Origin of the sequence: Nitratireductor aestuarii (assembly GCF_014641695.1) — a bacterium.
Classification (GTDB): Bacteria; Pseudomonadota; Alphaproteobacteria; order Rhizobiales; family Rhizobiaceae; genus Chelativorans; species Chelativorans aestuarii.
This window is the reverse complement of the sequence record NZ_BMIF01000010.1, coordinates 82713-108706: the sequence shown is the minus strand read 5'-3', so window position 1 is coordinate 108706 and position 25994 is coordinate 82713. Positions and strand designations below refer to the sequence as shown.

Genomic DNA, 25994 nt, shown 5'->3' with positions numbered 1-25994 from the left:
TATCGAATGACCTACAATATCGAAGTCGCCCATCCGGACCCGGCGACGAGCAGAAGCGCCTACCGCGCTCATGCCCGCGAGTGGCTCCGGGCCAACCTGCCGTCGTCCATGCGCGCTGACAGCGTCGACTACAAGACGCCGTCGCTGAACGAATGCCGCGACTGGGAAGAGGCCATGTACCGTGCCGGTCTCGCCGGCATGACCTGGCCTAAGGAATATGGCGGCTACGGTCTGACGCTGCGCGAGCACCTTGCCGTCAACAAGGAAATCGGCGCGCTGATGATGCCGGAATCCGTTGGCTCGGTCGGCAAGGAGCTTGCCGGTCCGATCATCATGGCCGTCGGCACCGAGGAGCAGAAGCAGGAGTTCCTGCCAAAGATCCTCGCAATGAAGAACTACTGGTGCCAGGGTTTTTCCGAGCCTGAGGCTGGTTCCGATCTCGTACGTCTGCGCACCCGCGCCGTCGAGGAAAACGGCAACTGGCGCATCAACGGCCAGAAGATCTGGACCTCCGGCGCGATGAAGGCTGACTACTGTCTGTTGCTGACCCGCACGGGAACGGTTGCCGACAAGCACAAGGGCCTCCTGATGTTCGCCGTGCCGATGAACACGCACGGCATCCGCGTCGTTCCGATCAAGTCGATCGATGGCAAGGAGTCCTTCGCCGAAGTGTTCTTCGACGATGTCGTCGTTCCGGACAGCGCCCGTCTCGGGAAGCCGGACGAGGGGTGGTCAGCGGCGATCCGCGTTCTTTCCATCGAACGCGCAACCAACCGCATGTACCGTCCGTGGCGTTTCGAGGCCGAACTCAAGATGCTCGTCGCCGCCTTCAAGTCCGATCCGGAACTGGCGAAGCTCCTCGAGGATGGCTACTATCAGCGCCGCATCGGCCAGATCGCAACCGAGATCGACGGCCTCAAGGGGCTGATCGAACAGGCGGTTGACCAGATGGCTGGCGGGGCGCCGATCGGCGCGCGCGGCTCGCTCAACAAGCTTTTCTGGTCCGAGACGCACCAGGCCTTCGCCACCTTCGCTTACGAGATGGTTTCGCAGATCAAGCCCACGGCAAGCGCCGAAGCCCTGCGGGCCAAGAAGCACTTCACGACCGCCTATCTCTTCGCCCGCGCGGAGTCGATCTACGCCGGCGTATCGGAAGTCCAGCTCGACATCATTGCCCAGCGCATCCTCAACCTGCCGAAGGATCTTTGATCATGAGTGACGATAGCTTGCGTCCAGAGGATTTTGCTGAGGCCGCCGGTGCCGCGATCACCGATGCCGAAGGCAAGAGCTTTGCTGAAAAGACCGCTGTTCTGGCCGAGAACGGCCTGTTCGGTGTGATTGTTGCGGAAGAGCAGGGCGGCCTTGGCCTTGACCTCTCTTTCGGCATTCCAATCGTTGCCGTCGCTGGCAAGCTGCAGCTGCGCTACCCGCTGGTGGAGCAGATGCTGGTGGCGAGCGCACTCGCCGGTGAAGACATCGGCGCTGCAATCGTCGGCGGCGAAAAGACTGCCGCGATCGCCTGGCAGGGTTCGCTCGAAGAAGGCTACGCAACGCACGCGACCTTCGTCGCTGACGCGGATTATGTGCTGGTTGCCTCCGGCGAGGGTGCGGCCCTTCTCGACCGCGCTTCGGGTGAGGTGCAGGAAGACCCGTCGCTCGACCCGGACTATCCGCAGTACACGCTGAAGCTTGAGGGTGCAGCAACCGTCGCAACGCTCTCGGCGGAAGCTTTCGCAAAGCTGAAGTTCAAGGCGAAGGTACTCTACGGTGCGTTTGCCGCCGGAGCAGGTGAGGGCGCCATGGACCGTGCGGCATCGCACATGGCCGGGCGCGTCCAGTTCGGCCGTCCGCTGTCCGCCAAGCAGGCGGTGCGCCACACCATGGCCCGCATGAAGCTCTTGACCGAAACCTCCTATGCTGGTCTTCAGCGCGCGATTGCGCAGGATGAGTTCGGTGCGGCTCGCGATGTGGATACCGCCTTTGCAGGCGCGATCGGCAATTCCTGCTTCATCATCGAGAAGGCGATCCACCTTCACGGTGGCATGGGCTTCACCTGGGAACTGCCGCTTCATTGCTCGCTGCGCGACGTTCGCAAGATCGACGCTGCCTTCAACACCGGCGGCGTGGTCAAGTCTATCGGCAAGGCGTTCATCGCCGCTGCCTGAACATAAGGATTGCTGAACATGACCAAAGATCTCGAAGGCCGCGTAGCGCTGATCACCGGTGCCGGTAACGGCATCGGCAAGGAAACTGCCCGTCAGATGGCGGCGCGTGGTGCTATCGTTGGTGTCAACGACCTCAAGGAAGAGTTCGTTGATGCTGTCGTAGCGCAGATCAAGGAAGAGGGCGGCGAGGCGTTCCCGGTAACGGCGAACGTTTCGACCCGCGAAGGTATCCAGGGAGCGGTGAAGACCGCTTTCGAATATCGCGGCCGTCTCGACATCCTCGTCAACAATGCCGCCTGGGTGCGTTATCAGGCGGTGCCGGACATCGCGCCGGAGACGATGGACCGCATGCTGGACGTAGGCTTCAAGGGCGTCATCTGGGGCATTCAGGCTGCAGCTGAAGTGATGGACCCGGAGCGCGGTGGTGCGATCGTCAACGTGGCTTCCACGGCAGCGGTTCGCTCGACCAAGCTCGCAGTCGTCTATTCCGGCATCAAGTCGGGTATCCTCGGCATCACGCGTGCGGCTGCCGCAGAGCTTGGTGCACAGAACATCCGCGTCAATGCCGTCTGCCCGTCCGCCGTTCCGACGGAAGGCACGATGCGCAACCGCAATGCCGAGCGCGATCAGAAGCGCATCGACGCGACGCCGCTTGGCCGTCTCGGCCATGTGTCGGATATCGCGAAGGCGATCTGCTACCTGGCTTCTGATGGCGCAAGCTTCGTCACCGCCCAACATCTGCTGGTGGATGGCGGCGTCACTGTAACGAACATCTGAGTTCGGGACGGGCCCCATGCAGACGGTTCTCCTGACCGGAGCAGCATCAGGCATTGGCCGCGAGGCGGCGCTGCATTTTGCAGCGTCGGGCTGGCGCGTGCTTGCTGTTGATCGGGATCGCGAGGGACTGGACCGTCTGCTTGGAGAGTTGCAGGGAAGCAACCACCTAGCGCTGCAGCTTGATCTCACCTCAGCCGAAGAGATCGCATCGCTTGGCGAACTCGACTGCACGATCGACGCTGTCGTCAACAATGCCGGCATGTCGGACACGTCCGGCACGCCGCTGGTGGAAAAGACCGAGGCAGAGCTGCAGCGTCTCTACGCGTTGAATACGCAAGCGCCTGCGCTGATCTTCAGGGCGTTGCGTGAAAAGCTCGTTCCGGGAGCCCGCATCGTGAACGTATCCTCCGGTGCAGGCATCAAGGCGATCCCGCTCCGCGGAGCTTACAGCCCAAGCAAGGCTGCTGTGATCGCGCAGTCGCAGGCGCTGGCCAAGACCTGCCCGGAATTCACCGTAACCTGCCTTTGCCCGGGCTTCGTCCGCACAGATCTGGTGGAAAGCCTGATTGCAGCGGGAAGGCTCGATCCCGCACAGGCTGTGTCAAAGATCCCGCTTGGCCGCATGGCCTCGACCGCCGAGATGGCGCGGGCCGTCACCTTCCTTGCGGGGGAGGGCGCACGTCCTTTCACCGGCCAGACCTTTGTCTACGACGGCGGGTCCTCCATCTATGGCGGCTCTGCGCGCGTCGCGCCGACCGAGCGTCAGCTCGTGAGCCACGACGTCGCAACCCGGTACACGCTCGTAGATGGGCCGGAAGATTTCCTGTCGGATGTGCCAGCCGGCACCTATCCTGCCGTGATCGATTTCTCGCCGCTTAAAGCTGCGGAGGGGAAATTGGCTCAGGCGGTTCATACGGCGGCTGTTCGCTTCGCAGCAGAACATCAGGCAGACGCCGCGCTGACGCTTGTTCTGCCGCCGCGCTCCTCAGTCACGGAGTGGGAGCAGGCGGGTGACGAAGCCGCCGCAGAAATGCTGGTGCGCACTCTGGCCTGCGAGCTGGCTTCCTCGGCCCGTCGTGTCAATGCCGTGCGCCTGAACGGTCCGGCTTCCGCTGCTGGCGAGTTCATCTCCTTCATTGCCGGCGTTGAGGCTCAGTTCCTGACCGGCCAGATCCTGGAACTGGGGGCAGGGGCATGACCGAACAGCTCACTCCCGAACAGCGCGAGATCAAGGAATTCTTCATCGCGGAGCGCGGCTACTGGCGGCCGTGGACCGAGACGATCCTGCGCATCAACCCGCAGTTCCTTAAGCGCTATGCCTCCTATGCGGGTTATCCCGCTCGCACCGGTCCGCTGTCCAAGCGCATGATCGAGCTGATCTACATCGCGCTCGATGCATCCGCGACCCATCTGTTCGAGAATGGCGTTAACACGCACCTGCTGCTGGCGCATGAAGCGGGCGCAACGCCCGCCGACGTGCTGGATGTGCTGCATCTTGTGTCCGCGCAGGGCCTTGAAAGCGTCTATTCCGCCGTGGAAATTCTGGCGGAAGAGGCGGGTATCGCCCTTGCGCCCAAGGTTCCCGCCAATCTTCGGGCCCGTGCGGACCGCATCTTCCCGGCGGATTCGAGGTTTGTCGCCGTGCTGGCGCAGCTTGATCCCGGCTATCTCGAAGTTCTCGTCGATTTCCTCGAATACGGCGATCCCGTTGATGGCCTGTCGCCCTCCGAGCGGCTGCTCGTGGAGATTGCGCTCAATTCGTGCTTCACTGGCTACAACGCCAAGGCTTTACGCAGGCTGATCCGCGTCGCGCTCGACGCCGGGATCGCCCATGCCGAAATACTCCAGGCCATCCAGCTTGGAGCACATCTGTCCGTACACGGAACCGCACTCGGCGCAACTTTGCTCGACCAGTTCCTGTCGTCACAGACGCAGACAAGCAGCCAAACTGCGAAACATAAAGCCGGTTAAAAAGCCGGGAGGAAACGACAATGTCTGGTTACGTAAAAGAGAGACTGCCCAATCTACTGAGTGCGTTACTCTCGATCGCGCTGGGTCTATTTGCCCTCTACGAGTCGAGAATCTACGACGTTGGTGAACTGCGGGATATGGGCCCGGGATATTTCCCGATCGCCTGTGCCATTGCGCTGATCGGGCTCGGCGTTTTGCTGTTCATTGTTGCGCTACGCTCGGGCCCCAGCGAGTTCGGATCGGAGCGGCCTTCGCTTATCTCGCTTCTGCTGATTGGCGCATCGCTGCTGTCGTTTGCCTTGCTGATCGAAGACTATGGGCTGTTCCCGGCAATTGCCGTGGCAGTGTTCATCTCGACCTTTGCGTCTGAAAACCGCAACATCCTTCGTTCCATCCTGCTTGCGCTGCTGACGGCCGCCGGTTGTGTCGTCATTTTCGTCTATGTGCTCGCATTGCCAATCAAGGTGTTCGCACTATGAGTTCGCTCTTTGAAAACGTAATGCTGGGCTTCAGCATTGCCCTGTCGTTCCAGGGCATTCTGTACTGCGCGGCCGGTGTTCTTCTGGGAACCTTCGTCGGCGTTCTGCCGGGCCTGGGCTCCATGGCAACGCTCGCGATGCTGATGCCAATCACCTATCACGTGGATCCCACCTACGCGATCATCCTGCTCGCAGGCATCTACTATGGCGCAGCCTACGGCGGTTCGACGGCTTCGATCCTGCTCAACCTCCCGGGCACGGTGACGGCGGTGGTGACCACCTTCGACGGTTACCCGATGGCACAGCAGGGCAAGGCAGGTCTGGCGCTGTTCATCACCGCGATCGGCTCGTTCGTCGGCTCCATGATTGGTGCAGTAATTCTTGCTGTTTTCTCCGTACCACTGGCGAAGGTCGCCATGAGTTTCGGGCCGCAGGAATATACGATGCTGATGATCTTCGGCCTCGTTGCGGCTTCGATGCTTTCGACCGGCCAGCCGCTGAAGTCGCTCATCATGGTGTTCGCGGGCATCCTGCTCGGTCTCGTCGGGATCGACATCAACTCGGGCGCAGACCGCTTCACCTTCGGCATCCCGGGTCTCTTTGAAGGCCTGTCGCTGGTAGCGATCGCACTCGGCCTCTACGGCCTGCCGGAGATCATCACCACGGCGCGTGGCGGTCCGGAAGGCAAGGTGACGAACGACAGGATCCGCCTGCGCGACATGTTCCCGACCAAGGAAGAGTGGAAGGAATCGGCGATGCCGATCCTGCGCGGCACCGGCATCGGCGCGTTCTTCGGCGCGCTGCCCGGTACGGGCGGCACCATCGCCACCTTCGTCTCCTATTCGGTCGAGAAGCGTCTCAGCAAGACGCCGGAGAAGTTCGGCAACGGCGCGATCGCCGGCGTTGCCTCGCCGGAAAGCGCCAACAACGCCGCAGTTCAGACCGCCTTCATCCCCACCATGTCGCTCGGCATTCCGGGTGACGCGGTGATGGCGATGATGCTGGGCGTCATGATGGTCCACGGCGTTATCCCCGGACCGGCGGTGATAACCGAGCATCCGGACCTGTTCTGGGGCCTGGTCGCATCCTTCGTCGTCGGCAACATCCTGCTGGTGATCCTGAACGTGCCGCTCGTCGGCCTCTGGATCCGCCTGCTGCGCGTGCCCTACCACCTGCTTTACCCGGTGATGGTGGCCTTCGTCTGCGTCGGCATCTACTCGGTCTCCAACTCGGTTCTCGACATCTACGTCCTGATGCTCTTCGGCCTTGCCGGCGTCGTCATCCGTCTGCTCAAGCTCGACGGCGCATCACTGCTGCTCGGCTTCGTGCTCGGGCCGATGATCGAGGAAGAGTTCCGCCGTTCGATGGCGATCACCGGAGGCGATTTCTCGAGTTTCATCGACCGTCCGATCGCCGCGATCTTTGGCGCGGCGACGCTTGCCCTGTTTGTCTTCTTCGCCATCCGTTCGGCTATGCGGATGCTGACCCCGGGTATGCGGGTTCTTAAGCGCGGATGATGCGGGAGAAGGAGCGAAGCTGTAAAAACAGATCACTGCTCCAAATCCTGCAGGCTTTGTCGATAACGCGTTAAATTCAACCTCGCTATGGGTGGTCACCCACCGCGATAGCGAGGTTCTTTATTGCAATGAGGTAGGTCAAAACGGCTTGAAAAACATAATGATGAAAGTGAGCACCTTTCACACGAAGTAGTTGTTCTGTTGCTCGATATTCATTCAAATCTGATTGCAGAGGGTGGAGAATCAGACCGGAAGAACCCCCGCTGAGAAGTCTCCTCGATGGTACTTTTCCTGCACAGTTTGAATTGCGCGGTGAATGTTCGCTGGAGGCGGCCTCACCGGTGCGCACTAGGAGGTGGAGAATGAAAAAGATCGGCGTGGCTCTTGCGATGAGCCTTTCAATGATCTTGCCGAGTTTGGCCGACACGTATCCCAGCCGCCCGATCTCATGGATCGTGCCGTTTGCTGCAGGAGGTATCACGGATCTGACAGCCCGCAAGATCACTGAAGCTCTGAACGAGAAACTCGGACAGAGCGTTATCGTCGAGAACAAGCCTGGGGCAGGGGGGCTCGTCGGCACCAAGGAAGCATCGCTCGCACCGGCCGACGGCTATACGCTGGTCTATGCATCCTCCGGTCCGCTGGGAATCACCCCGGCGTTGAACCCTTCCAAGGTACCGTATGACCCGCTGGAAGCTTTCGACTATGTGGCCGGTATCGCGGCTGCGTCGCAGATTGTTGTGGCGTCGACCAACATGCCCTTCAACACGATCGAAGAGCTGGTTGCCTATGCCAAGGAAAACCCGGGCAAGATCAACTTCGGATCGCCGGGCAACGGCACGGCACAGCATCTGGCAGGCGAGCTGCTGCAGAAGGCAGCCGGCATCGAGATGACGCATGTGCCTTACAAGGCGGGGACGACCCAGATGGTCGATCTTGCGTCGGGCGTCATCGACGTTTCGTTCGAGTATGCCTCCATCGTTGCCCCCTATGTCGAGGAAGGCAAGATGAAGGTGATCGGAACGACGGGGACAGAACGTTCGCCGCGCTTCCCGGATGCAAAGACCGTTGTCGAGGCAGGCTATCCTGACGCCGTCAATATTGGTTGGGGGTTGTTTGGCGTTCCCGCGGGCACTCCGGATGAAGTGAAGCAGAAACTGGCGGCTGCGCTGGCGGAAGTCTGGGAAGATGAGCGAGTCATCAAGATGTATGAAGCAAATGCTCAGACCTTCATGAAGGATGTGACGCCTGAGAACGGCAAGGATTTCGTTGCCAAGGAAATCGAGAAGTTCAGGAGCCTGGGTGTCACCGTCCAGTAATGCTTTGATCTACGTGCTGCTCGAGGGGTGGAAGCCCCTCGAGCAGATTTTTTCTGAAAGGCATTCGCACCGAAGAATTTCGAGACGACAGGCTTTGCTTTAGATTGTAAAATCAGATCAGACCTGCCTCCTCATCCATCAAAAACGAAAACATGTGAACCGTGATGTTCAGCATTGATGCTGGAGTTTCTGCGGAGACGCTCTTGCGTCATTTGATTAAAATCAAAAAACACAAGTTAAATCAATGAACTGCTTTGTGGAAAACTTGTTTCCCAATGGCATTTTTCAGCTTGTTCTGTAGCTGCATTCCATTGCATATGAGGCATGCAGAAAAGGGGATACTGCGAGTCAGAGGTCCCGTAGAAAAGAATCTTCCCTGGTACTTTTCCTGCAGGTCGTTGTGTGTAGCGCACGAAGGTTTTCGCTCGATGCAGCCGGTTCTTTGACCATGGCGAGCGACCCGGCGCACTTTGGAGGTGCAGAATGAAAAAAATAGGCATGGCGATTGCGCTCAGCCTTTCGATGGTTCTTCCGGCGATGGCGGATACCTATCCGAGCCGCCCGATCACCTGGATCGTGCCATTTGCTGCAGGTGGCATTACGGACCTGACCTCGCGCAAGATCGCTGAGGTTCTGACGGAAAAGCTCGGTCAGAGCGTGATCGTTGAAAACAAGCCGGGTGCGGGCGGTTTCGTCGGCACCAAGGAAGCCTCGCTGGCGCCAGCTGACGGCTACACGGTTGTCTACGGTTCGTCCGGTCCGCTGAGCATCTCGCCGGCTCTTGATCCTTCCAAGGTGACCTACGATCCGGTCAAGGATTTCGATTGGGTCCACGGCATCACGGCTTCGCCGCAGATCATCGTTGCTTCGACCAACATGCCCTTCAACACAATCGAAGAGCTGGTCGACTATGCCAAGGAAAACCCGGGCAAGATCAACTTCGGTTCGCCCGGCAACGGCACCGCGCAGCACCTGGGTGGCGAGCTGCTCAAGAAGGCTGCCGGCATCGACATGGTTCACGTGCCCTACAAGGCCGGCGCAACGCAGATGGTTGACCTTGCTTCTGGCGTGATTGACCTGTCGTTCGAATACGCTTCGGTCGTCGCTCCCTACGTCGAAGAAGGCAAGATGAAGGTCATCGGCACGACCGGTACGGCCCGTTCGCCGAAGTTCCCGGATGCCAAGACCGTCGTCGAGGCCGGTTTCCCGGATGCCGTGAACGTTGGCTGGACCATAGTTGGTGTTCCTGCCGGAACGCCTGCCGAGATCAAGCAGAAGCTCAACGAGGTTCTGGGCGAGGCCATGGCTGACGAGCGTATCGTCAAGATGCTCGAGGCCAATGCCCAGGGCCGCCTGGAAAACGTCGATGCGACCAACGGCAACGAATACGTCGCCAAGGAAATCGAGAAGTACAGGGCTCTCGGCGTATCCGCCCAGTAAGTCTCAATGATCCAAGGGGGGCGAAAGCCCCCCGCTTTTCGCTTAAGGGGGTGCACATGTTGCATCGGGAGACCGTTGTCGGCGTCGGCTTGATGCTCGTCGCTGGGTTCTTTCTGTTCTATGGCTCGCAACTCTCCTTCGGGACGGGTGCGCGCATGGGACCGGGCTTCATGCCCGTCATCGCCGCCGCCATCCTTGGTGTGCTTGGCGCCGTCATTCTCATCCAGAACCTGATCGCGCGTCAGGGCGACAAGCTCCCGCATGTGAACTGGTGGGCGCTCGCCATGGTCGTCCTCGGCATTGCAGCCTTCGCGGCCTTGCTGAAGCCGCTCGGCCTGGTGCTCGCTTCGACCGTGCTGATCATCATTGCGGACCTTGCTTCCGATGGACGCAACTGGCTGCGCACGATCGCGAGCGGTCTGTTCCTCGGGTTCGTTTCTGCGCTGATTTTCGTGAAGGGCATAGGCTTGCAGATGCCGCTCTGGCCCTGGTTCATGGCGGGGTTCTGACATGGAATTGCTTGACCATATCGCACTCGGCCTGAGCGTCGCGCTGACCTTCGAAAACCTGGCCTATGCCTTCGTCGGCTGCCTGCTTGGCACGCTGATCGGCGTCCTGCCTGGCCTGGGACCGCTGGCAACCATCTCCATGTTGCTGCCGCTCACCTATTCGCTGCAGCCCGAAGCCGCCCTCATCATGCTGGCCGGCATCTATTACGGCGCCCAGTACGGCGGCTCGACCACGGCGATCATCGTCAACCTGCCAGGTGAATCCTCGGCCGTGGTGACGGCACTCGATGGATACCAGCTGGCCCGTCAGGGCAAGGCTGGTCTCGCGCTGGCCACAGCTGCACTCTCCTCCTTCTTTGCCGGCACGGTAGCGGCCATCTTCATCGCCTTCCTGGCGAAGCCGCTGGCACAGGTTGCCTTCCAGTTCGGCCCGGCTGAATATTTCGCCATGATGGTGGTCGGCCTGATCCTGGCGACGGTTCTGTCCAACGCCCGCATGATCGAGAGTATCGCCATGGTGGTGTTCGGCATTCTCCTGAGCTGCATCGGCACGGACATCACGTCGGGTGACGAGCGCTTCACCTTCGGCGCCACCAAACTCTTCGACGGTCTCGATTTCGTCGTCATGGCCATGGCCGTGTTCGGCTTCGCAGAGATCATCAAGAACCTGTCGGAAGAAGACCAGGGCAAAAACCTTGGCACAGCCCGCATCACGCGTCTGATGCCGCGCTGGGCAGAGATCAAGGCCATGTTCGGACCGGCCGCGCGCGGCACGGCGATCGGCTCGATTCTCGGCGTTCTGCCGGGCGGCGGCGCTGCCATCGGTTCTTTCGCCTCCTATGCTGTCGAGAAGAAGGTGGCAAAGGATCCGGAGTTGTTCGGACGAGGGCACCTCGCCGGCGTTGCCGGGCCGGAAGCCGCGAACAATGCCGCGTCGCAGACCTCATTCATTCCGCTGCTGACGCTCGGCATGCCGTCCAACGCCGTGATGGCATTGATGGTGGGCGCAATGATGATCCACGACATAACGCCCGGACCGCGGGTGATGGAGACCAATCCGTCGCTGTTCTGGGGGCTGATCGCCTCCATGTGGGTCGGCAACCTGATGCTGGTGATCCTGAACCTGCCGCTGGTGGGCATCTGGGTCCGGCTCCTGAGCGTGCCTTACAAGCTGCTCTACCCGGCCATCATGCTGCTCTGCTGCATCGGCGCCTTCTCGCTCAAGAACGATGTCTTCGAGATCTATCTCTGCGCGATCATGTGTCTTGCGGGCTACATCGTCGTGGCTCTCGGACTGCCGGCCGCACCGCTGCTCCTGGGCTTCATCCTCGGACCGATGCTGGAGGAAAACCTGCGCCGGGCGCTGCTGATTTCGCGCGGCGACTTCAGTGTCCTGTTCTCGTCGTGGATCTCGCTAGGCTTCTATGCGGTCGCGATCGTTTCCATCATCGCGATGACGGCGCCAAGCATCCGAACCAAGCGCGAAGTTCTGGAAGAGTAGTTTCAGGGCAGGGGACAGCTTCTCGCGGCGCGGGCTTCCCGCGCCGTTTTTCTTTGGGGCTGCAGGATGGCTTCAGCAGGATTTCTGCATATCTTGCAGCGCAGTTGCGTAGCAAATGAAGTGCACATTTGCAGCCGCTTTCGCCAGAATGCGCGTCTGCGTTGTAGAACGATGATTGGATGTTGAGATGAGCTGGTTGCAACTCGAGGGTCAGGTCTGCGTCGTCACCGGAGCGGCCGGTGGTCTTGGCCGTGCGATCGTTCGCGGTTTTCTGGAAGCTGGCGCAAAGGTCGGCATGCTGGACCGCAACCCTGCCGATGCCGAATCCTTTGCCGCTGAATTCGGCGTGTCGGAAGACCGGCTCTCGGTGCAGGCCTGCGACATCGGTGACGCGGATGCCGTCGAGGCGGCCTTCGCGAAGATCCATGAAAAGCTTGGCGCAGTCTCCGTGCTGGTAAACAACGCCGCCATGTCGACCCCGAAGCCGCTGCTCGAGCTCGACGCTGCCCATTGGGATGCGCAGATGCGGGTCAACCTCACCGGCGCGATCTTCTGCGCACAGGCCTTCCATCGCCACTCGGAAGAGGGGGCTTCGAACCGGTCCATCGTGAACATCGCCTCGATCGGCGGCACCAACGCGCAGGCCAACAGCGCTGCTTACTCCACCAGCAAGGCGGCCATGCGGATGCTGTCGCAGCAGATGGCGCTCGAATGGGGACCGCTTGGTGTTCGCGTCAACACCGTGAGCCCGGGCCTCTTCATCACACCCATCTCGGCCAAATTCTACGAGAAGCCGGAAGACAAGGCCCGCCGCGAGCAGGTTGTCCCGCTGAAGCGCATCGGCGATCCGGAGGAACTCGCCAACACTGTGCTCTTTCTCGCAAGTCCTCGTGCGTCCTACGTCCACGGCGCGGAACTCATCGTCGACGGTGGCTTCACCAAGACGCTGATGTCACACATCCCGCGTCCTTACGCAAAGGGATGACCAGCCCAAGAGCGGTTCCAGGAAAAGTGGAAACCGGTTTTCCGTCTGGAACCGCAAGAAAACAAACAGTTAGAGCAATTCAGAGTTTCTGTGAAAGTCTGAACTGGTTTAAATCAAGATCAGCTTGTGTTGCTCTGGCATTCCACCAACGCCTACGGTAGCCCAAGTTCCCTTTGTTGCTCTGGGCCTATTCTTGCCTCCCTGGCTGAATGGTATCGAACAAAATCCGGGTCGTGCTTCGTTCTGTCACGAACGTATTTGACAACCTTATTGAAATCTTCGCGCCTTTTAGCATCAAGACTTCCTATCTCGTCAGCCGAAAAGCTTATATATTTTGAATCGTTGAAGATATTCACATCCGCTAGACATTGAACCTCTATGTAGTTGAAGTTGTCTGCACCGCAGCGATCCCTAGCTTCTTGTGCGGAAACCTTCTGCGCTTCTGTCAGTGGATGGTCAGTAGCCTGCTCGATAATCGCGTCCAATCGGCAGTAGCGGGGGGTCTGTGCGTCGTCTTTGTCAGGGTCGGGCCCCGACCGAAAATCCTTTTCGGTCAGCTGGCAGAAAAGCCGAACCATGTTCTCGAAAGTAGACAAATCAAAATAACTTGCAATATCTGGACGCCTGTCGAGGAAATCTTCTGCGAGCATTTCGACCTCGGTAGCTCGATCGTTATGGAGCGCTAAAGAATCATAAGGTGTGATGGAGCATAGTTCCTTGACGTGATCTTTCAGTACCGCGTAGCTCGATCCATAGTTGAAACTGGCGCCACCTTCATTAAGTTCAAGCCAGTCCAGAGAGAAATATTTTGGATGAATAATATCTCCACCCTTCGCTTCATTGTTGATCATTGGTTCAAGATCGGATGAGCGAAAGTAATCACCCTCCACAATCAGGCGAATTTCTCTCTCGTCTGCATCTGAACTGAGCGCCGACAGGATGTCGAAATCCCTGTTAACGTCAGCTTCGTAAGTGTCTTTGTCATGGATTGTGAGCATTTGCCCCTGGGACGAGATGAAGGCCTGAAAGTTTAATAGGTCCAGGTCGAAATTCCAGGTTAAACGGCTGTTGCGCAGGAACTCTGCGGCATCGTTTATGAGCTGGTCTGCTTTCTGCATGCGTTCCGCATCGCTGATGTACCCCTCTTGCCCAAAATCAACGCGCTTACCGAAATAACGGTTTGCTATCGCTTCGACTGCGAATTGATGATCGAGGTCATAGACCTCCTCCATATGCTTCTTTATGGCCGCCAGGTGGACGCTTTCTGCAATCCGAGCAGACTTTGCTGAAGATGGCCCGGCGGCGCTTTCGTCGGCACCTTCCAAGGAACCGGGATCTTCGTGCAACCTTTTCCCCGAGGGAATAGCAACCGACGCGGGCTTATCATGCTCGGTAAGACGCTGCAGACCAACATAAGATGGCAATGATGAACAAATTGGATTAAGCATTATGTACTGTTATATAATCGTAACATAGAACAAAAATCTAGGAATGGGTGATAAATATCAACTATAGACTAACAAATTGTTCACCGAGTAAGCGGTCCATATAAAAAAGGCCGGGATCGTCTCCGGCCTTAAGTGTTTGTCAGGTTGGATTCTGCTGTGATCGGGAGGAAAACAGATCCACTCTTTTTGTGCAGGAGCGCCGCAGGGCGCTCTCGCTACATCAGAGCGCGAAGTTGCGCGCCTTGATGATCCCGCCCCACTGCTGCTCGTCCTTGGCAAGCTGGTCGGCGAACACCTGCGGTGCGCCACCAATCTTGTACTGGCCGAGGCGGTCAAGGAACTCGTCCGTCTTGGGATCGGCGAGAACCTGGTCGATTGCAGCATTGATTTCGGTGACCAGCTCGTCCGGCATGCCGGTCGGCGCGAGAATGCCGGTCCAGAAGCTCGCGGTGAGGGCAGGGTGGCCGAGTTCCTTGAAGGTCGGAACGTCAGGCAGCTGCGTCGTGCGCTCGTCACGGGCGACGGCAAGCATGCGCATTTCACCGGCGCGGATCTGGCCGAGAACGCCCAGCGGCGACGAAACCGAGAAGTCAACCTGGCCGGCGATGATGTCGCGCACTTCTTCAGCGGTGGTCTTGTAGGCCACCTCGGCAACATCGAAGCCGAGTTCCTGGTTGACGAGCGCGCCGAAGAGCTGGCTGAGGCTGCCCGGGCCGAAGGTGCCGAAGCGCTGTGCCTTGCCGCTGGCCTTGGCATTGTCAACGAAGGTCTTGAGGTCCTGCGCCGGGTTCTTGGCGGAAACCGTGATGGCCAGCGGGCCGTCTGCAACCAGCGAGACCGGCTTGAACTGTTCGCGAGTGAAGGGCAGGCGGCTGCGCAGCAGCAGGTTGAGCGAGAAGGGGCCTGTGCCTGCAACGAAGAGGGAGGTCTCAGGCTGACGCGACGAAGCGACGAACTGTGCCGCTACGATGCCGTTGCCGCCCGGACGGTTCTCCACCAGGAACGTCCGTCCCATGGCCTTGGTCAGGCCATCGGCAAGGAAGCGGCTGATGCCGTCCACCGGGCCGCCGGCGCCATAAGGCACGTAAAGGCTGATTGGTGCATCCGAAGCACGAACCGAGAAGCTCGTCAAAAATGGTGCAGCTGCGGCTGCGCCAAGAAATGCGCGGCGGGTAATACTCATCGGCTGTTACTCTCCCTAAAACTTGCTGGCGCGCTTCATCGCATACTTTGGGTAGCAAGTTTAATAGCTCGGCATGGGGGACAGATCTGCAAGCTGCGCAAGAATTTGGGCTATTTTATAGCCGCATTATTGTGCACTGCATTCTGAAATTCTTTTGCGCATGCGAAGGCTGAATGGTCAAGTGGAAAGTTCGTCGCGGCGATCTGTACTGGGACCAACCGTCGTTATAAGTGGGTGCTGCCAAGAGCGATTTTCTCGCTGAATGTCTGGAGTCGTTATGAAGTTGTTTTATGCACCCGGCGCCTGTTCGCTGGGTATCCATCTTTTGCTCGAAGAAATCGGCAAGCCTTATGAACTCGCACGCGTCGATCTCGCATCGGGCGCTCAGTACGAGGCCGAGTACCTGCGCGTCAACCCGAAGTCGAAGGTACCGGCGCTGCTGCGCGACGATGGTTCGGTCCTGACCGAGTATCCGGCAATTGCGACGTGGCTCGCAAAGTCAAATCCCGAGAAGAACCTCATTCCGGCAGACCTCGATGGCGAGGTTCGGATGATGGAACTGGTGGAATACATCGTCGGCACGCTGCACGCACAGGGCTTTGGCCGCATCTTCCGGCCGGCCAAGTTCTGCGAGAACGAAGCAGAACACGCGGCCATCCGTGAAGCTGGCAAGGCGATCATCAACAAGGGCCTGGCTCAGATCGCAGAAGGTCTGGGAGACCGTCCGTTCCTGATCGGCGACGGTCTCACCATCGCCGACAGCGCGCTGTTCTATTTCTTGTTCTGGATCATCGACCGGGCGGGTATGGAAGTTCCGGCAAACCTCAAGGCTTACTACGAAGCGCTCAAGGCTCGGCCGACGGCCCGCAAGGTTTTCGCCGACGAAGGCATCAACGTCGCATAAGGCTCACAAGCACAGCGATGCTTCACCAGGAAGGAAGGCGCGCTCCGCCTTCCTTTTTTTGTCCCTTGCCGGCCCCTCTTCAATTCATAAGTTCCATAATGTGGAATATGCGATCGGTGGAATAGCGCCCTTATGGTGCCTGATCGCACTTGATTAGCCAATCCCCCCGAGATAGCATCAAATCTCCTGGGGAGGAATTGGCTGTAATGTTCCATGATATGGAATTAGTGCGAGGAGTTGTCCGAACTGAGGTGGCGCTCGATCGCGCGTTCAATCAGCTCCAGGCGCATTCTGCGCGCATCGCCTTCAAGACGCGAGCGAACGGTCGCGACCGATATTCCCAACCGCGGAGCTGTGCCGACGCGCGGCAGCAGGACGCCCAATCCATAGACCTCCGGCGTCACCGGGCTTGGCGAGAAGCAGAAACCGTCCCGGCGCGTATCCTCGATCATGCGGCGCAGCCGGTCGGGAAAGTCATCGCCATAGCGCCGGTAGCGCATGATGTTGTCGCGGATGATGAATTCGATATCGTCGTCCGGCAGATCGGCCATGGCAGCCACACTGCCCGCTCCGATGCCGAGCGGCAGGCGCTGCCCTGCCTGGAGCGTTCCCATTCGGATCGCATAGGAGGCTTCCTTGCGGCAGGCGCAGTAGCAGTCGTGGCCGCTTTGGGCGAGCAGGTAGATCGTGTCGCCGCAGCCCGCGTGAACCTCGTCGACGAAGGGCATGTAGGGCTCGAAGACGTTGCCGTAATGCGGCGTGCGCTCGGAAAGTTCAGAGAGAAACGTGCCGACGAAATAGCGCCGGGTTTCCGCGTCCTGCGCCAGCATGCCGAGCTCCACAAGCCGCTTCAGAATACGCCGCACCGTGGGTGCCGGAAGATTGCAGTCGGCCGCAATGTCGGACAGCCGCGCACCCGCATCGCCGCCATAGGACACCGAGCGAAGGATGCCGACGGTCCGGTCGAGAATCTGCGTTCCCTGCGTTTCTTGCGGGGCTGACATCAAATGAATTCCTTCGCTGACGTGCTGAAAATATCGAAATTCGAGGAGAGTGACCCCGTGCAAATGGACGTGTCGGACACGATTGTTCCGTATTACTGGCAGAGCGTCAATTGGCAACAGCTCATGGACGACTACCCGCCTGAGCCGCTCTACCGCCAGAAGAACGGGCGTCTTGGCGACGAGGAAATACGGGCCTTGCAGAACAGCCGCTTCCTGGCCCGCGTGGCCGAGGGCTGGAACGTGCCCTTCTATGTCAACCGCTGGCGCGCCGTGGGTCTGGAGCCGGGTGACATTCGCTCGCTCGACGACATCACGAAGATCCCGTCCTTTACCAGCGACGATCTGAAAGACGCGATTGCGGAACATCCGCCGTTCGGCAGTCATCAGCCTATGACGAAGGAAGATTTTGCCCGCACGCCGTGGAAAATCCACACCTCCGGCGGCACCACCGGCTTTCCCCGCATGACCTTGTTCGATCCGCGGGCGCTCGAAGTTCAGGGCATCCAGGCCGCACGAGCCATGTGGGCGCAGGGATCGCGGCCGGGCGATACCGTGCAGATCACCTATACGATGGGCCTCACCAACGCGGCCTATTGCGCGACCTACGCCTGCCACCACTGGCTTGGCGCCATTCCGCTCAATACCGGTTCAGGCCTCATCACGCCGTCTGAAAAGCAGCTGGAATACGCACTCAAGGTGGGCACGCGCGCCTGGTTCGGCCGTGGCGAATATTTCGCGCGGCTGGCCGATGTGGCGCAGGAGATCGGTTTCGACCTGCGCTCGCTGAAGACCGGACGCCTGCACGCCTTCCTCGGCACGGACACCAACAATGTGCTGCGCAAGGCCCTGGAAGACGCCTGGGGCTGCCCCGTCTACGACAACTACGGCACCCATGAAGTGGGCCACATCGCGTACGAATGCGAGGCGCAGGATGGCCGCCACGTGGCGGAAGACACAGCCTATGTGGAAGTGCAGGACGTGGAAACCGGAAAGCCGCTCGGCTTTGGCGAGACCGGCAATATGGTTATCACCAGCCTCTACCGCACCGCGCCGCTGATGATCCGCTACGACCTGCGCGACCTGATGAAGATCTATCCGCGCCAGCAGTGCAGCTGCGGGCTCTGCTCCACCAAGCTCTCGAGCTTCCTCGGCCGCAGCGACGAGATGGTGAAGCTGCGCGGTACCAACGTCTACCCCATGGCCTGCCAGCCGGCGGTGCGCGAGGACCCTCGCCTCACCGGCGAATTCATCTGCGTGGCCTTTACCGAGGGCGAAGGTCTGTCGGCCCGCACCGAAATGGCCGTGCGGGTGGAGCGCCGCTCGCCGGAGATCGACAAGGCGGCAATCGTGGCGGATCTGCAGGCCCGGCTTCACAAGGACCTTTCGGTCAAGGTGAAGGTGGAGGTTTTTGAAAAGGAAGAACTTGCACCGCTGATACAGATCGGTTCGACTGGCAAGACGCGTCGGCTGCTTGACCTGCGAACCATGAAATGACAGCGGAAATAGCAACTTAGACAGACAGTCTCATCACAGGAGGAAACCATGAGATTGAAGTTCACGATGACCAGCGCTCTGGCTACGGCGGCAAGTTTGATGCTGTCGCATGCTGCGCTGGCTCAGGCGGCGCAGACGTTCGATGAGGTTGTGGCAAAGGCCAAGGAGGAAGGCGCCCTCTTCATCGCGATTTCGTCGCCCGGCGTGCCGGAAGGCCATCAGGCGCTGATCAAGGCGTTCAACGAGCGTTTCGGTCTCAACCTGCGCATCGAGTGGACGCCGACCAATCCGGTGCAGACCGGTACGCGGCTCATCGCGGAAGCCGGCGCTGCCGGCAGCGTCGACATCGTCGGCAACGGCGGCCCGCAGGAAGTGATGGTGCTGAAGGACCGCGATATCGTAAAGCCCTACCCTTGGGCCGAGGTATTTGGCAAGGAACTCAACGGCTTTGACGAAATTGCTAATCGTCCGATGGAAGACCTGCGCGGCTATGTGCTGCCGATCGTTGACGTGGCTTATGGCATCTCCTGGAACCCGAACCTGATCGCGGACGAAGAGGTACCGTCGAGCTGGGCGGAGCTGTTTGACCCGAAGTGGAAGGGCAAGTTCTCTGTCAATTCGCTGGCGCTGAACCCGCTCGACTACTACACCTTCGCGGTCGGCAAGGATGCAACGCTGGAGATGGCCGAAAAGACGCTCGACAACGAGCCGGTGCTTGAGCGCGGAACCGCTGCAGCCACCCGCGCCGTGGCGATCGGCCAGGTGCCGGTTGGTCTCTCCGCCTTCCACATTGCCCAGCGCACGGAAGGCGTGAAGTTCAAGCTGTTCGACGACTACGTCGCGCTCAACCACACATTCATCTACGTGCCCGAGACCGCGCCGAACCCGAATGCCGCCCGCCTGTTTGCCGCATGGCTGGTGAGCGAAGGCATGAGCGTGGTGGAAGAGTTCGAGAAGCTGCCGCGTGCCGCAGACGTTGGTTCGCCGCTGGCAAAGATGGTGGAGGACGCCAAGGCCAAGGGCGCCAAGATTCTGGAGGAAGACAGCCTCGCCAACAGCTCGGCTGCCGCTGAAACCCGCGCTGAAATCTCGGACATGCTGACGAACCGCTAAACCCGGCGGGCGAGAATAACAACAAACTGGCCGACCGTAGTTGTCGGCCAGTCATCGCATTTCGATACCTGGAGGAACCGCCCGTATGCTGACCGTTGAGGGGCTGCGAAAAGTCTACGCGGAAAAAGGTGGCAAGGGGCTTGCCGTTGCACTGAACAATGTCTCCTTCTCGGTGAAGGAGGGCGAGTTCTTCACGCTGCTGGGGCCGAGCGGTTGTGGGAAGACGACCACGCTGCAGTCGGTCGCGGGCCTCGAGACGCCGGACGCGGGGCGCATCGCCATGGGTGGCGAGGACGTCTTTTCGTCTGAACGCAGGATCGTCGTTCCGCCCAATCTGCGCAACCTCGGCATGGTCTTCCAGTCCTACGCCATATGGCCGCATATGACGGTGTTTGAGAACGTCGCCTATCCGCTCCGTCACGGCCGCAGGAAACTGACTGAAACGGAAATCCGCAAGGCGGTGATGCAGAGCCTCGCCATGGTGAAGCTCGATCATCTGGCTGAACGCCCCTCGCCCATGCTGAGCGGTGGGCAGCAGCAGCGTGTGGCGCTTGCCCGCGCGCTGGTCCATGCCCCTCGCCTGCTTCTGCTCGACGAACCACTCAGCAACCTCGACGCCAAGCTGCGCGATGCCATGCGTGAGGAAATCCGCAACCTCGTCAAGGCGCTGAACATCACCACCATTTTCGTGACGCATGACCAGGTGGAAGCCATGGGCATGTCGGACCGGGTGATGCTGATGCGGGCCGGCGAAGCGGTGCAACTCGGCACACCTGAAGACATCTACAAGCGGCCGAACAGCGTGTTCACGGCCACCTTCATGGGCCGCAGCACCGTCGTGGATGGCGTTGTGCAGGGATCCGCGCGGGCCGGCGATGAGGTTGTCATCGGAACGGAACTCGGCCTCTTCCGTGGCATCGCCGGCAATGCAATCGCCGATGGCGGCAAGGCGGCGCTGATCCTGCGCCCCAACGCCATAGTTGCCGGAGAACTGGACGGCAACTCCTTTCCGGCGACGGTTGAAAGCGTCACCTTTCTCGGCGACAGCCAGGAGGTTCGGCTGCGCTCCGGCGATTTTCCTGTCCTGCAGGTCACGAGCCCCTACCAGCGCGTGGAGGTTGGCAGTTCATTCAACGCCTGGATCGATCCGGCCCATTGCATCATCGTTCCAGCCGAAGAGCCTGCGCCATGACGGCTGCCGTAAAGGGAGGCATTCCGCTTCAAAGGCCGGTCACGGTGCTGGTCTTCGCCATCGTGCTCGCGCTGGTGGTGCTGCCGCTCCTGGTGCTCCTCAGGACCTCGCTCCTGCCGGCAGGCCAGCTGCCGCTTGAAAGCACAGACGTCACCTTCGCCAATTTCGTCACGCTCTTCACGAGCAAGAATTCTCTGACGATCCTCTCGAATACGATCATCTATGCGGGAAGCAGCACGGTGCTTGCGCTGGTCGTGGCCACCGTCCTCGCTTACCTGACCGAGCGCACCGACATGCCGGGGCGCTTCCTGTTGCGTACGGTGATGTTCACCTGGATGACCATCCCTGCGCTGATCGTGGGTTTCGGCTGGATCCTGCTTGCGAACCCGGGCTCTGGTGTGCTGAACCTCTGGGCGCGGCAGCTCTTCGGCATCGAGGGCGCCCTCTTCCAGATCTACACATTCCCTGCCCTCGTCATCACCACGACGATTGCGCTGGTGCCGACCTCCTTCATCATGATCTCCGGCGTGCTGCGCAACATGGATCCGCAGCTGGAACTCGCGGGCTCCGTTCATGGCGCGCGCCGCTCGACGGTGCTGCGCTCGATCACCATGCCGTTGCTGCTGCCCGGACTCCTGTCCAGCGCCATCTACATGCTGATGGCGGTGATCCAGACCTTTGACCTGCCGCTTGTCATCGGCATGACGGCGAAGGTGCCGGTGGTCTCGACCCGCATCTATCTCCTGACCGCGCCGGATGTCGGCGTCCCTCGCTATGGCGCTGCAGGCGCCTTCGGTGTCGTTCTGCTGGCGCTCGCCTCGATTCTGGTGTGGGCCTATCTCCGGCTGACGCGTGTGCAGGAAAGGTTCCGCGTCGTCTCCGGCAAGGCATTCCGCCCGAAGCGGGTACAGCTTGGCGCCTGGAAATACCCGGTCGCCGCTGCCGTCTGGGGCTATTGCCTGATCATGGCTCTGCCGCTGCTCATGATGATCTGGGCGAGCCTCTTCCCCACCTACCGCCCACCGAGCCTCGAGACGCTGTCGGAGGCAAGCCTCGACGTCTACCGCACGATCCTCGAGAACAACGCCATCCTGCGCGCACTCTGGAACACGGCGCTGATGGTGGTGGCAACGGCGACGCTCACGGTCCTGCTCTGCTTCTTCACCGGCTGGCTCTCGGTCTATCGCAATGACGGCGTGGGCCGCGTCATCGACGCCCTCTCCTTCATCCCGATGACCGTGCCGCCGATCGTCATGGTGCTCGGCATCCTGCTCATCTATCTGAAGACGCCGCTCTACGGCACGGTGTGGATCATGGTCGTGGCGCATGTCACGATCTTCCTCGCCTTCGGCACGCGCACCATGGCGACGACGCTGATGCAGCTGAACCGGGAGCTTGCGAATGCGGCAATGATCAGCGGCGCGAGCTGGCTCACCTCGCTCCGCACGATCGTGCTGCCGCTGATAGCGCCCCAGGCCATCAACCTCTGGCTCTGGTCCTTTGCCCATGCCGCGCGCGACCTGACGGTACCGCTGATGCTGATGACGCTTGCCAACACGGTGGTGGCCTCGACGCTGCTCAATCTCTGGCAGTTCCCGAACCTGCCCGGCACGGCGGCTCTCGCGGTGATGTTCTCCGGCGTGCTTCTGCTGCTGATCGTCCCGGCGCAGATCTACATCTCGCGCAGGTACGATCAGGATTAGTCTTGACGGGGGGAAGCATAGGTAAGTTACACTTCCCTCCCCTACCTGGTTGGAGCGGCCATGTGCAAATCACTCAGAATGGTTTTGGCGGCGATGCTTATCGCCTGCGCCAGCGCATCAGTAACTTCCGCGCAGACGGTGACGGAAGTGGACCAACGGCTCGATGAGCTGTTTGGCGCGCATAAGCAGTATCGCGCTTTTCTTGAGCAACTGCAGAAGGCGATAGCGGCTGACGACAGGCAGGCCGTCGCCGCCATGGTCGACTACCCGTTCGAGACGAGGATCGGCGGCAAGAAAGTGAGGATCCGGGACAAGAAGCGCTTTGTCGCCGACTACGGCAAGATCATCACGCGCAAGATCAAGGACGCTGTCGCGAAGCAGCGCTACGAAGATCTCTTTGCCAACTGGCAGGGCGTGATGATCGGCGACGGCGAGATCTGGTTCTCAGGCATTGGCGGCAATGACACCGTGAAGATCATCGCCGTCAACAATTAGCGCTTCTTCTACTGCCCGTGCTTTGCCATTTCGCGAAGCGCAAACTTCTGGATCTTGCCCGTCGACGTCTTCGGGATTTCCGCGAAGATCACCGCCTTTGGCACCTTAAAGCGCGCAAGCGTGTTGCGGCAGTGCTCGATGAGCTCGGCTTCCGTGGCACTCTTGCCGGGCTTTAGTTCCACATAGGCGATCGGCGTTTCGCCCCATTTCTCGTCGGCGCGGCCGACCACGGCACAGGCCGCCACAGCCGGATGTTTGTAGAGCGCGTCCTCGACTTCGATCGATGAGATGTTTTCGCCGCCGGAGATGATGATGTCCTTGGCGCGATCCTTGAGCTGAATGTAGCCGTCCGGATGCATGACGCCGAGATCGCCCGAATGGAACCAGCCGCCGGCGAAGGCCTGTTCGGTGGCTTCCGGGTTCTTCAGATAACCCTTCATGACGATGTTGCCGCGGAACATGACTTCGCCGATCGTCTCGCCATCAGCAGGCGCCGGCTCCATCGTGGTGGAATCCATAACCTGCAGACCTTCCAGCGCGGCGTAGCGAACACCCTGCCGGGCCTTCTTGGTCACGCGTTCGGACGCGGGAAGATCGTCCCAGGCCTCGTTCCACTCGTTGACCACGGCCGGGCCGTACGTCTCCGTAAGACCATAGAGATGCGTCACGGCAAATCCAGCTTCGGCCATGCCCCGCAGCACGGCTTCAGGCGGCGGAGCAGCAGCCGTGTTGAACGTCACCGTCTGCGGGAATTCCCGCTTTTCGGAAGCAGACGCGTTGATCAAGAGCGACATGACAATGGGCGCGCCGCAAAGGTGCGTCACCCCATGGTCGGCGATCGCGTCATACATGGCCTTGGCGCGGACCCAGCGCAGACAGACGTGCGTTCCTCCGGTCACGGCGAGCGTCCACGGGAAACACCAGCCGTTGCAGTGGAACATCGGCAGCGTCCAGAGATAGACTGGATAGCGGCCCATGTTGGCGTGGATGGTATTGGCATAAGCCATGAGGGCTGCGCCACGGTGGTGATAGACAACGCCCTTGGGATTGCCCGTCGTGCCTGACGTATAGTTGAGCGAGATCGCATCCCATTCGTCGTCCGGCATCGACCAGGCGAAGTCCGGATCACCCGTCGCCAGAAACGCTTCGTATTCCATCGAGCCAATGGGGTCGCCCTTGGGATAGACCGCGTCCGATCCATAGTCCGGATCGTCGTAATCGATCACCAGCGGCTTCACCTTGGCGAGTTCCAGCGCCTCCTTCATCACGCCGGAGAATTCGCGGTCGACGATCAGCACTTTCGTCTCGGCGTGGTCCAGCTGGAAGGCGATGATCGCCGCGTCGAGCCGCGTGTTGAGAGAATGCAGCACGGCCTTGACCATCGGCACGCCGTAGTGCGCCTCCAGCATGGCGGGCGTGTTGGAGAGCATCACGGACACCGTGTCGCCCTTCCCCACGCCATTTTGCGCCAGAGCTGAGGCCAGCTGGCGCGACCGCCGCCAGAAGTCGCGGTAGGTCCGCTGCGTCTCTCCATGGATGACGGCGATCCGATCAGGGAAGACCTTGGCGGCCCGCTCCAGGTAAGTGAGCGGCGTCAGGGGCTGATAGTTTGCCGGCGTTTTTTCGAGGCCGATCTCGAACTTGTTTGCCACCCGGATCTCCTGACCTATGCCCGTGTATACAGCTTTATCCGCTCAACCTGCCGCCGGAACTTCATGTATACACGTCAACTTACTGTTTAAACTCAGCGACTTAGCTTGGTTCAGGCAATGCGTACGACCACGCGGCCCTGAATGCGACCCGCCAAAATTTCGGCTGCCAGTTCCGGCACGCGTTCCAGCGGCTCCACTTGCGTGATACGAGAGAGCGCATCCGGATCGAGGCTTTCGGCCAGCGTCGCCCAGGCGCGATCACGCTTGGCGTGTGGAGCCATGACGGAGTCGACGCCGATAAGCGTGACTGCCCGCAGGATGTGCGGCATCACCGTTCCGGGCAGATCGAAGCCGCCGGCAAGACCGCAGGCCGCGACCGCGCCGCCATAGACGGTCTGCCCCAGCACATTGACGAGCGTCGTGGAACCGACCGTATCGACAGCGCCAGCCCAGCGTTCCTTCTGCAGCGGACCACCCTTCTCCGTCAGTGTGTTACGGTCGATGAAGCCTTTTGCGCCGAGCGATGACAGATAGTCATGCGTCTCCGGCCGACCGGTCGAGGCAACGACGTTGTAGCCACGGTTCGCCAGCAGCGCGACGGCAACCGAGCCGACGCCGCCCGCAGCTCCCGTCACCAGAACCTCGCCGGCATCCGGCTTGATCATGCCCCAGTCTTCGAGTGCATTGACGCAGAGTGCGGACGTGTAGCCGGCCGTGCCGATTGCCATGGCCTGCTCGAGCGAGAATGCATCCGGCAGCCGTGTCAGCCATTGCGGCTTCACCCGCTGGAAGCGCGAATAGCCGCCCCACTCGGTCTCAGACATGCCCCAGCCGTTGACGACGACCTTGTCCCCTGCCCTCCAGTCCGGCGAGCGGGATTCCACCACGGTTCCGGCAAGATCGGCGCCCGCCACCATCGGCAGCTTGCGCGCGATACGGCTCTTGCCTGTCACGGCCAGCCCGTCCTTGTAGTTGAGGCTCGAATAGGCGACCTCGACCAGAACGTCATGGTCCGGCAGGTCGGCAAGCGAGATCGTCTTGAAGCCCGCCCGCGGCTTGCCATCCGCATCCTCGATCATCAGTGCTGTAAAGGTTTCTGTCACCGCGCTCCCCTTGCATCTCCTCATGGTCCGGGCTGATATT

At 60.3% G+C, this 25994-nt stretch carries 23 protein-coding genes; 18 read left to right on the top strand and 5 right to left on the bottom strand.

The annotated features are described in order from the left end of the window. Positions 1-6: 6 nt before the first annotated feature. The 12 genes from IEX27_RS15835 to IEX27_RS15780 all read left to right on the top strand — a co-directional run bounded on the left by IEX27_RS15835 (position 7) and on the right by IEX27_RS15780 (position 12663). Positions 7-1209 (top strand): acyl-CoA dehydrogenase family protein, encoded by a 1203-nt coding sequence (locus tag IEX27_RS15835; protein ID WP_188722055.1) that lies wholly within the window; start codon positions 7-9, stop codon positions 1207-1209. Positions 1210-1211: 2 nt separating this feature from the next. After that, positions 1212-2165, top strand: coding sequence for an acyl-CoA dehydrogenase family protein (locus tag IEX27_RS15830; RefSeq protein WP_188722054.1), 954 nt, complete (start codon positions 1212-1214; stop codon positions 2163-2165). A gap of 18 nt (positions 2166-2183) precedes the next feature. Further along, complete coding sequence (locus IEX27_RS15825; RefSeq protein WP_188722053.1) at positions 2184-2942, top strand: SDR family NAD(P)-dependent oxidoreductase; 759 nt, start codon at positions 2184-2186, stop codon at positions 2940-2942. 16 nt (positions 2943-2958) lie between these two features. Continuing rightward, a complete protein-coding gene (locus tag IEX27_RS15820; RefSeq protein WP_188722052.1) occupies positions 2959-4140 on the top strand; it encodes an SDR family NAD(P)-dependent oxidoreductase in 1182 nt (393 codons plus the stop codon). Further along, positions 4137-4913 carry a carboxymuconolactone decarboxylase family protein gene (locus IEX27_RS15815; protein WP_188722051.1) on the top strand — a complete coding sequence of 259 codons (777 nt, stop codon included), beginning with the start codon at positions 4137-4139 and terminating at the stop codon, positions 4911-4913. Before IEX27_RS15820 ends, IEX27_RS15815 begins: the two co-directional genes overlap by 4 nt. Positions 4914-4933: 20 nt before the next feature. Next, positions 4934-5392 carry a tripartite tricarboxylate transporter TctB family protein gene (locus tag IEX27_RS15810; protein WP_188722050.1) on the top strand — a complete coding sequence of 153 codons (459 nt, stop codon included), beginning with the start codon at positions 4934-4936 and terminating at the stop codon, positions 5390-5392. After that, positions 5389-6909, top strand: coding sequence for a tripartite tricarboxylate transporter permease (locus IEX27_RS15805; RefSeq protein WP_188722049.1), 1521 nt, complete (start codon positions 5389-5391; stop codon positions 6907-6909). The genes IEX27_RS15810 and IEX27_RS15805 overlap by 4 nt, the downstream gene beginning before the upstream one ends. Positions 6910-7271: 362 nt before the next feature. Next, positions 7272-8228 (top strand): Bug family tripartite tricarboxylate transporter substrate binding protein, encoded by a 957-nt coding sequence (locus IEX27_RS15800; RefSeq protein WP_188722048.1) that lies wholly within the window; start codon positions 7272-7274, stop codon positions 8226-8228. A 483-nt stretch (positions 8229-8711) separates the two neighbouring features. Continuing rightward, the gene (locus IEX27_RS15795; protein ID WP_188722047.1) at positions 8712-9668 is read left to right on the top strand and encodes a Bug family tripartite tricarboxylate transporter substrate binding protein; all 957 of its coding nucleotides are present in this window, start codon (positions 8712-8714) and stop codon (positions 9666-9668) included. A 56-nt stretch (positions 9669-9724) separates the two neighbouring features. Then, entirely contained in the window at positions 9725-10177 is a 453-nt protein-coding gene (locus tag IEX27_RS15790; protein WP_188722046.1) for a tripartite tricarboxylate transporter TctB family protein, read from the top strand. Between the two features lies 1 nt (position 10178). Then, positions 10179-11678: a tripartite tricarboxylate transporter permease gene (locus tag IEX27_RS15785; protein ID WP_188722045.1), complete on the top strand. Its 1500-nt coding sequence runs from the start codon at positions 10179-10181 to the stop codon at positions 11676-11678. A 187-nt stretch (positions 11679-11865) separates the two neighbouring features. Further along, the gene (locus tag IEX27_RS15780) at positions 11866-12663 is read left to right on the top strand and encodes an SDR family NAD(P)-dependent oxidoreductase (RefSeq protein ID WP_188722044.1); all 798 of its coding nucleotides are present in this window, start codon (positions 11866-11868) and stop codon (positions 12661-12663) included. A gap of 152 nt (positions 12664-12815) precedes the next feature. Here the strand turns inward: IEX27_RS15780 and IEX27_RS15775 are convergent, their stop codons facing one another. Together IEX27_RS15775 and IEX27_RS15770 are read right to left on the bottom strand one after the other, a co-directional pair. After that, positions 12816-14111 carry a hypothetical protein gene (locus IEX27_RS15775; RefSeq protein WP_188722043.1) on the bottom strand — a complete coding sequence of 432 codons (1296 nt, stop codon included), beginning with the start codon at positions 14109-14111 and terminating at the stop codon, positions 12816-12818. A 220-nt stretch (positions 14112-14331) separates the two neighbouring features. Next, positions 14332-15294, bottom strand: coding sequence for a Bug family tripartite tricarboxylate transporter substrate binding protein (locus IEX27_RS15770; protein WP_188722042.1), 963 nt, complete (start codon positions 15292-15294; stop codon positions 14332-14334). A 277-nt stretch (positions 15295-15571) separates the two neighbouring features. On the opposite strand from IEX27_RS15770, the gene IEX27_RS15765 reads away from it, so the two are divergent. After that, positions 15572-16198 carry a glutathione S-transferase family protein gene (locus IEX27_RS15765; RefSeq protein ID WP_188722041.1) on the top strand — a complete coding sequence of 209 codons (627 nt, stop codon included), beginning with the start codon at positions 15572-15574 and terminating at the stop codon, positions 16196-16198. A 224-nt stretch (positions 16199-16422) separates the two neighbouring features. Here the strand turns inward: IEX27_RS15765 and IEX27_RS15760 are convergent, their stop codons facing one another. Further along, positions 16423-17202: an IclR family transcriptional regulator gene (locus IEX27_RS15760; RefSeq protein WP_188722040.1), complete on the bottom strand. Its 780-nt coding sequence runs from the start codon at positions 17200-17202 to the stop codon at positions 16423-16425. 3 nt (positions 17203-17205) lie between these two features. Between IEX27_RS15760 and IEX27_RS15755 the strand changes: the two genes are divergently transcribed. The 5 genes from IEX27_RS15755 to IEX27_RS15735 all read left to right on the top strand — a co-directional run bounded on the left by IEX27_RS15755 (position 17206) and on the right by IEX27_RS15735 (position 23199). Continuing rightward, positions 17206-18696 (top strand): phenylacetate--CoA ligase family protein, encoded by a 1491-nt coding sequence (locus IEX27_RS15755; protein ID WP_188722039.1) that lies wholly within the window; start codon positions 17206-17208, stop codon positions 18694-18696. Between the two features lie 48 nt (positions 18697-18744). Next, the gene (locus IEX27_RS15750) at positions 18745-19809 is read left to right on the top strand and encodes an ABC transporter substrate-binding protein (protein ID WP_188722038.1); all 1065 of its coding nucleotides are present in this window, start codon (positions 18745-18747) and stop codon (positions 19807-19809) included. Positions 19810-19894: 85 nt separating this feature from the next. Beyond that, positions 19895-21001: an ABC transporter ATP-binding protein gene (locus IEX27_RS15745; RefSeq protein WP_188722037.1), complete on the top strand. Its 1107-nt coding sequence runs from the start codon at positions 19895-19897 to the stop codon at positions 20999-21001. Further along, positions 20998-22704, top strand: a complete 1707-nt coding sequence (locus IEX27_RS15740; RefSeq protein WP_188722036.1) for an ABC transporter permease — start codon at positions 20998-21000, stop codon at positions 22702-22704. Before IEX27_RS15745 ends, IEX27_RS15740 begins: the two co-directional genes overlap by 4 nt. A 60-nt stretch (positions 22705-22764) precedes the next feature. After that, a complete protein-coding gene (locus tag IEX27_RS15735) occupies positions 22765-23199 on the top strand; it encodes a hypothetical protein (RefSeq protein WP_188722035.1) in 435 nt (144 codons plus the stop codon). Positions 23200-23207: 8 nt separating this feature from the next. On the opposite strand, the gene IEX27_RS15730 is transcribed toward IEX27_RS15735, so the two are convergent. Both IEX27_RS15730 and acuI read right to left on the bottom strand, forming a co-directional pair. Continuing rightward, on the bottom strand, positions 23208-24851 hold the full coding sequence (locus tag IEX27_RS15730; protein ID WP_188722034.1) for an acyl-CoA synthetase: 1644 nt from the start codon (positions 24849-24851) through the stop codon (positions 23208-23210). Between the two features lie 110 nt (positions 24852-24961). Continuing rightward, complete coding sequence (acuI, locus tag IEX27_RS15725; protein ID WP_188722033.1) at positions 24962-25954, bottom strand: acrylyl-CoA reductase (NADPH); 993 nt, start codon at positions 25952-25954, stop codon at positions 24962-24964. Positions 25955-25994: the final 40 nt, after the last annotated feature.

Bases quoted from the DNA above. Each gene is read 5' to 3' on its own strand.
- IEX27_RS15835 (WP_188722055.1), top strand. From the start codon at position 7: ATGACCTACAATATCGAAGTCGCCCATCCGGACCCGGCGACGAGCAGA.
- IEX27_RS15830 (WP_188722054.1), top strand. From the start codon at position 1,212: ATGAGTGACGATAGCTTGCGTCCAGAGGATTTTGCTGAGGCCGCCGGT.
- IEX27_RS15825 (WP_188722053.1), top strand. From the start codon at position 2,184: ATGACCAAAGATCTCGAAGGCCGCGTAGCGCTGATCACCGGTGCCGGT.
- IEX27_RS15820 (WP_188722052.1), top strand. From the start codon at position 2,959: ATGCAGACGGTTCTCCTGACCGGAGCAGCATCAGGCATTGGCCGCGAG.
- IEX27_RS15815 (WP_188722051.1), top strand. From the start codon at position 4,137: ATGACCGAACAGCTCACTCCCGAACAGCGCGAGATCAAGGAATTCTTC.
- IEX27_RS15810 (WP_188722050.1), top strand. From the start codon at position 4,934: ATGTCTGGTTACGTAAAAGAGAGACTGCCCAATCTACTGAGTGCGTTA.
- IEX27_RS15805 (WP_188722049.1), top strand. From the start codon at position 5,389: ATGAGTTCGCTCTTTGAAAACGTAATGCTGGGCTTCAGCATTGCCCTG.
- IEX27_RS15800 (WP_188722048.1), top strand. From the start codon at position 7,272: ATGAAAAAGATCGGCGTGGCTCTTGCGATGAGCCTTTCAATGATCTTG.
- IEX27_RS15795 (WP_188722047.1), top strand. From the start codon at position 8,712: ATGAAAAAAATAGGCATGGCGATTGCGCTCAGCCTTTCGATGGTTCTT.
- IEX27_RS15790 (WP_188722046.1), top strand. From the start codon at position 9,725: ATGTTGCATCGGGAGACCGTTGTCGGCGTCGGCTTGATGCTCGTCGCT.
- IEX27_RS15785 (WP_188722045.1), top strand. From the start codon at position 10,179: ATGGAATTGCTTGACCATATCGCACTCGGCCTGAGCGTCGCGCTGACC.
- IEX27_RS15780 (WP_188722044.1), top strand. From the start codon at position 11,866: ATGAGCTGGTTGCAACTCGAGGGTCAGGTCTGCGTCGTCACCGGAGCG.
- IEX27_RS15775 (WP_188722043.1), bottom strand. From the start codon at position 14,111: ATGCTTAATCCAATTTGTTCATCATTGCCATCTTATGTTGGTCTGCAG.
- IEX27_RS15770 (WP_188722042.1), bottom strand. From the start codon at position 15,294: ATGAGTATTACCCGCCGCGCATTTCTTGGCGCAGCCGCAGCTGCACCA.
- IEX27_RS15765 (WP_188722041.1), top strand. From the start codon at position 15,572: ATGAAGTTGTTTTATGCACCCGGCGCCTGTTCGCTGGGTATCCATCTT.
- IEX27_RS15760 (WP_188722040.1), bottom strand. From the start codon at position 17,202: ATGTCAGCCCCGCAAGAAACGCAGGGAACGCAGATTCTCGACCGGACC.
- IEX27_RS15755 (WP_188722039.1), top strand. From the start codon at position 17,206: ATGAATTCCTTCGCTGACGTGCTGAAAATATCGAAATTCGAGGAGAGT.
- IEX27_RS15750 (WP_188722038.1), top strand. From the start codon at position 18,745: ATGAGATTGAAGTTCACGATGACCAGCGCTCTGGCTACGGCGGCAAGT.
- IEX27_RS15745 (WP_188722037.1), top strand. From the start codon at position 19,895: ATGCTGACCGTTGAGGGGCTGCGAAAAGTCTACGCGGAAAAAGGTGGC.
- IEX27_RS15740 (WP_188722036.1), top strand. From the start codon at position 20,998: ATGACGGCTGCCGTAAAGGGAGGCATTCCGCTTCAAAGGCCGGTCACG.
- IEX27_RS15735 (WP_188722035.1), top strand. From the start codon at position 22,765: ATGTGCAAATCACTCAGAATGGTTTTGGCGGCGATGCTTATCGCCTGC.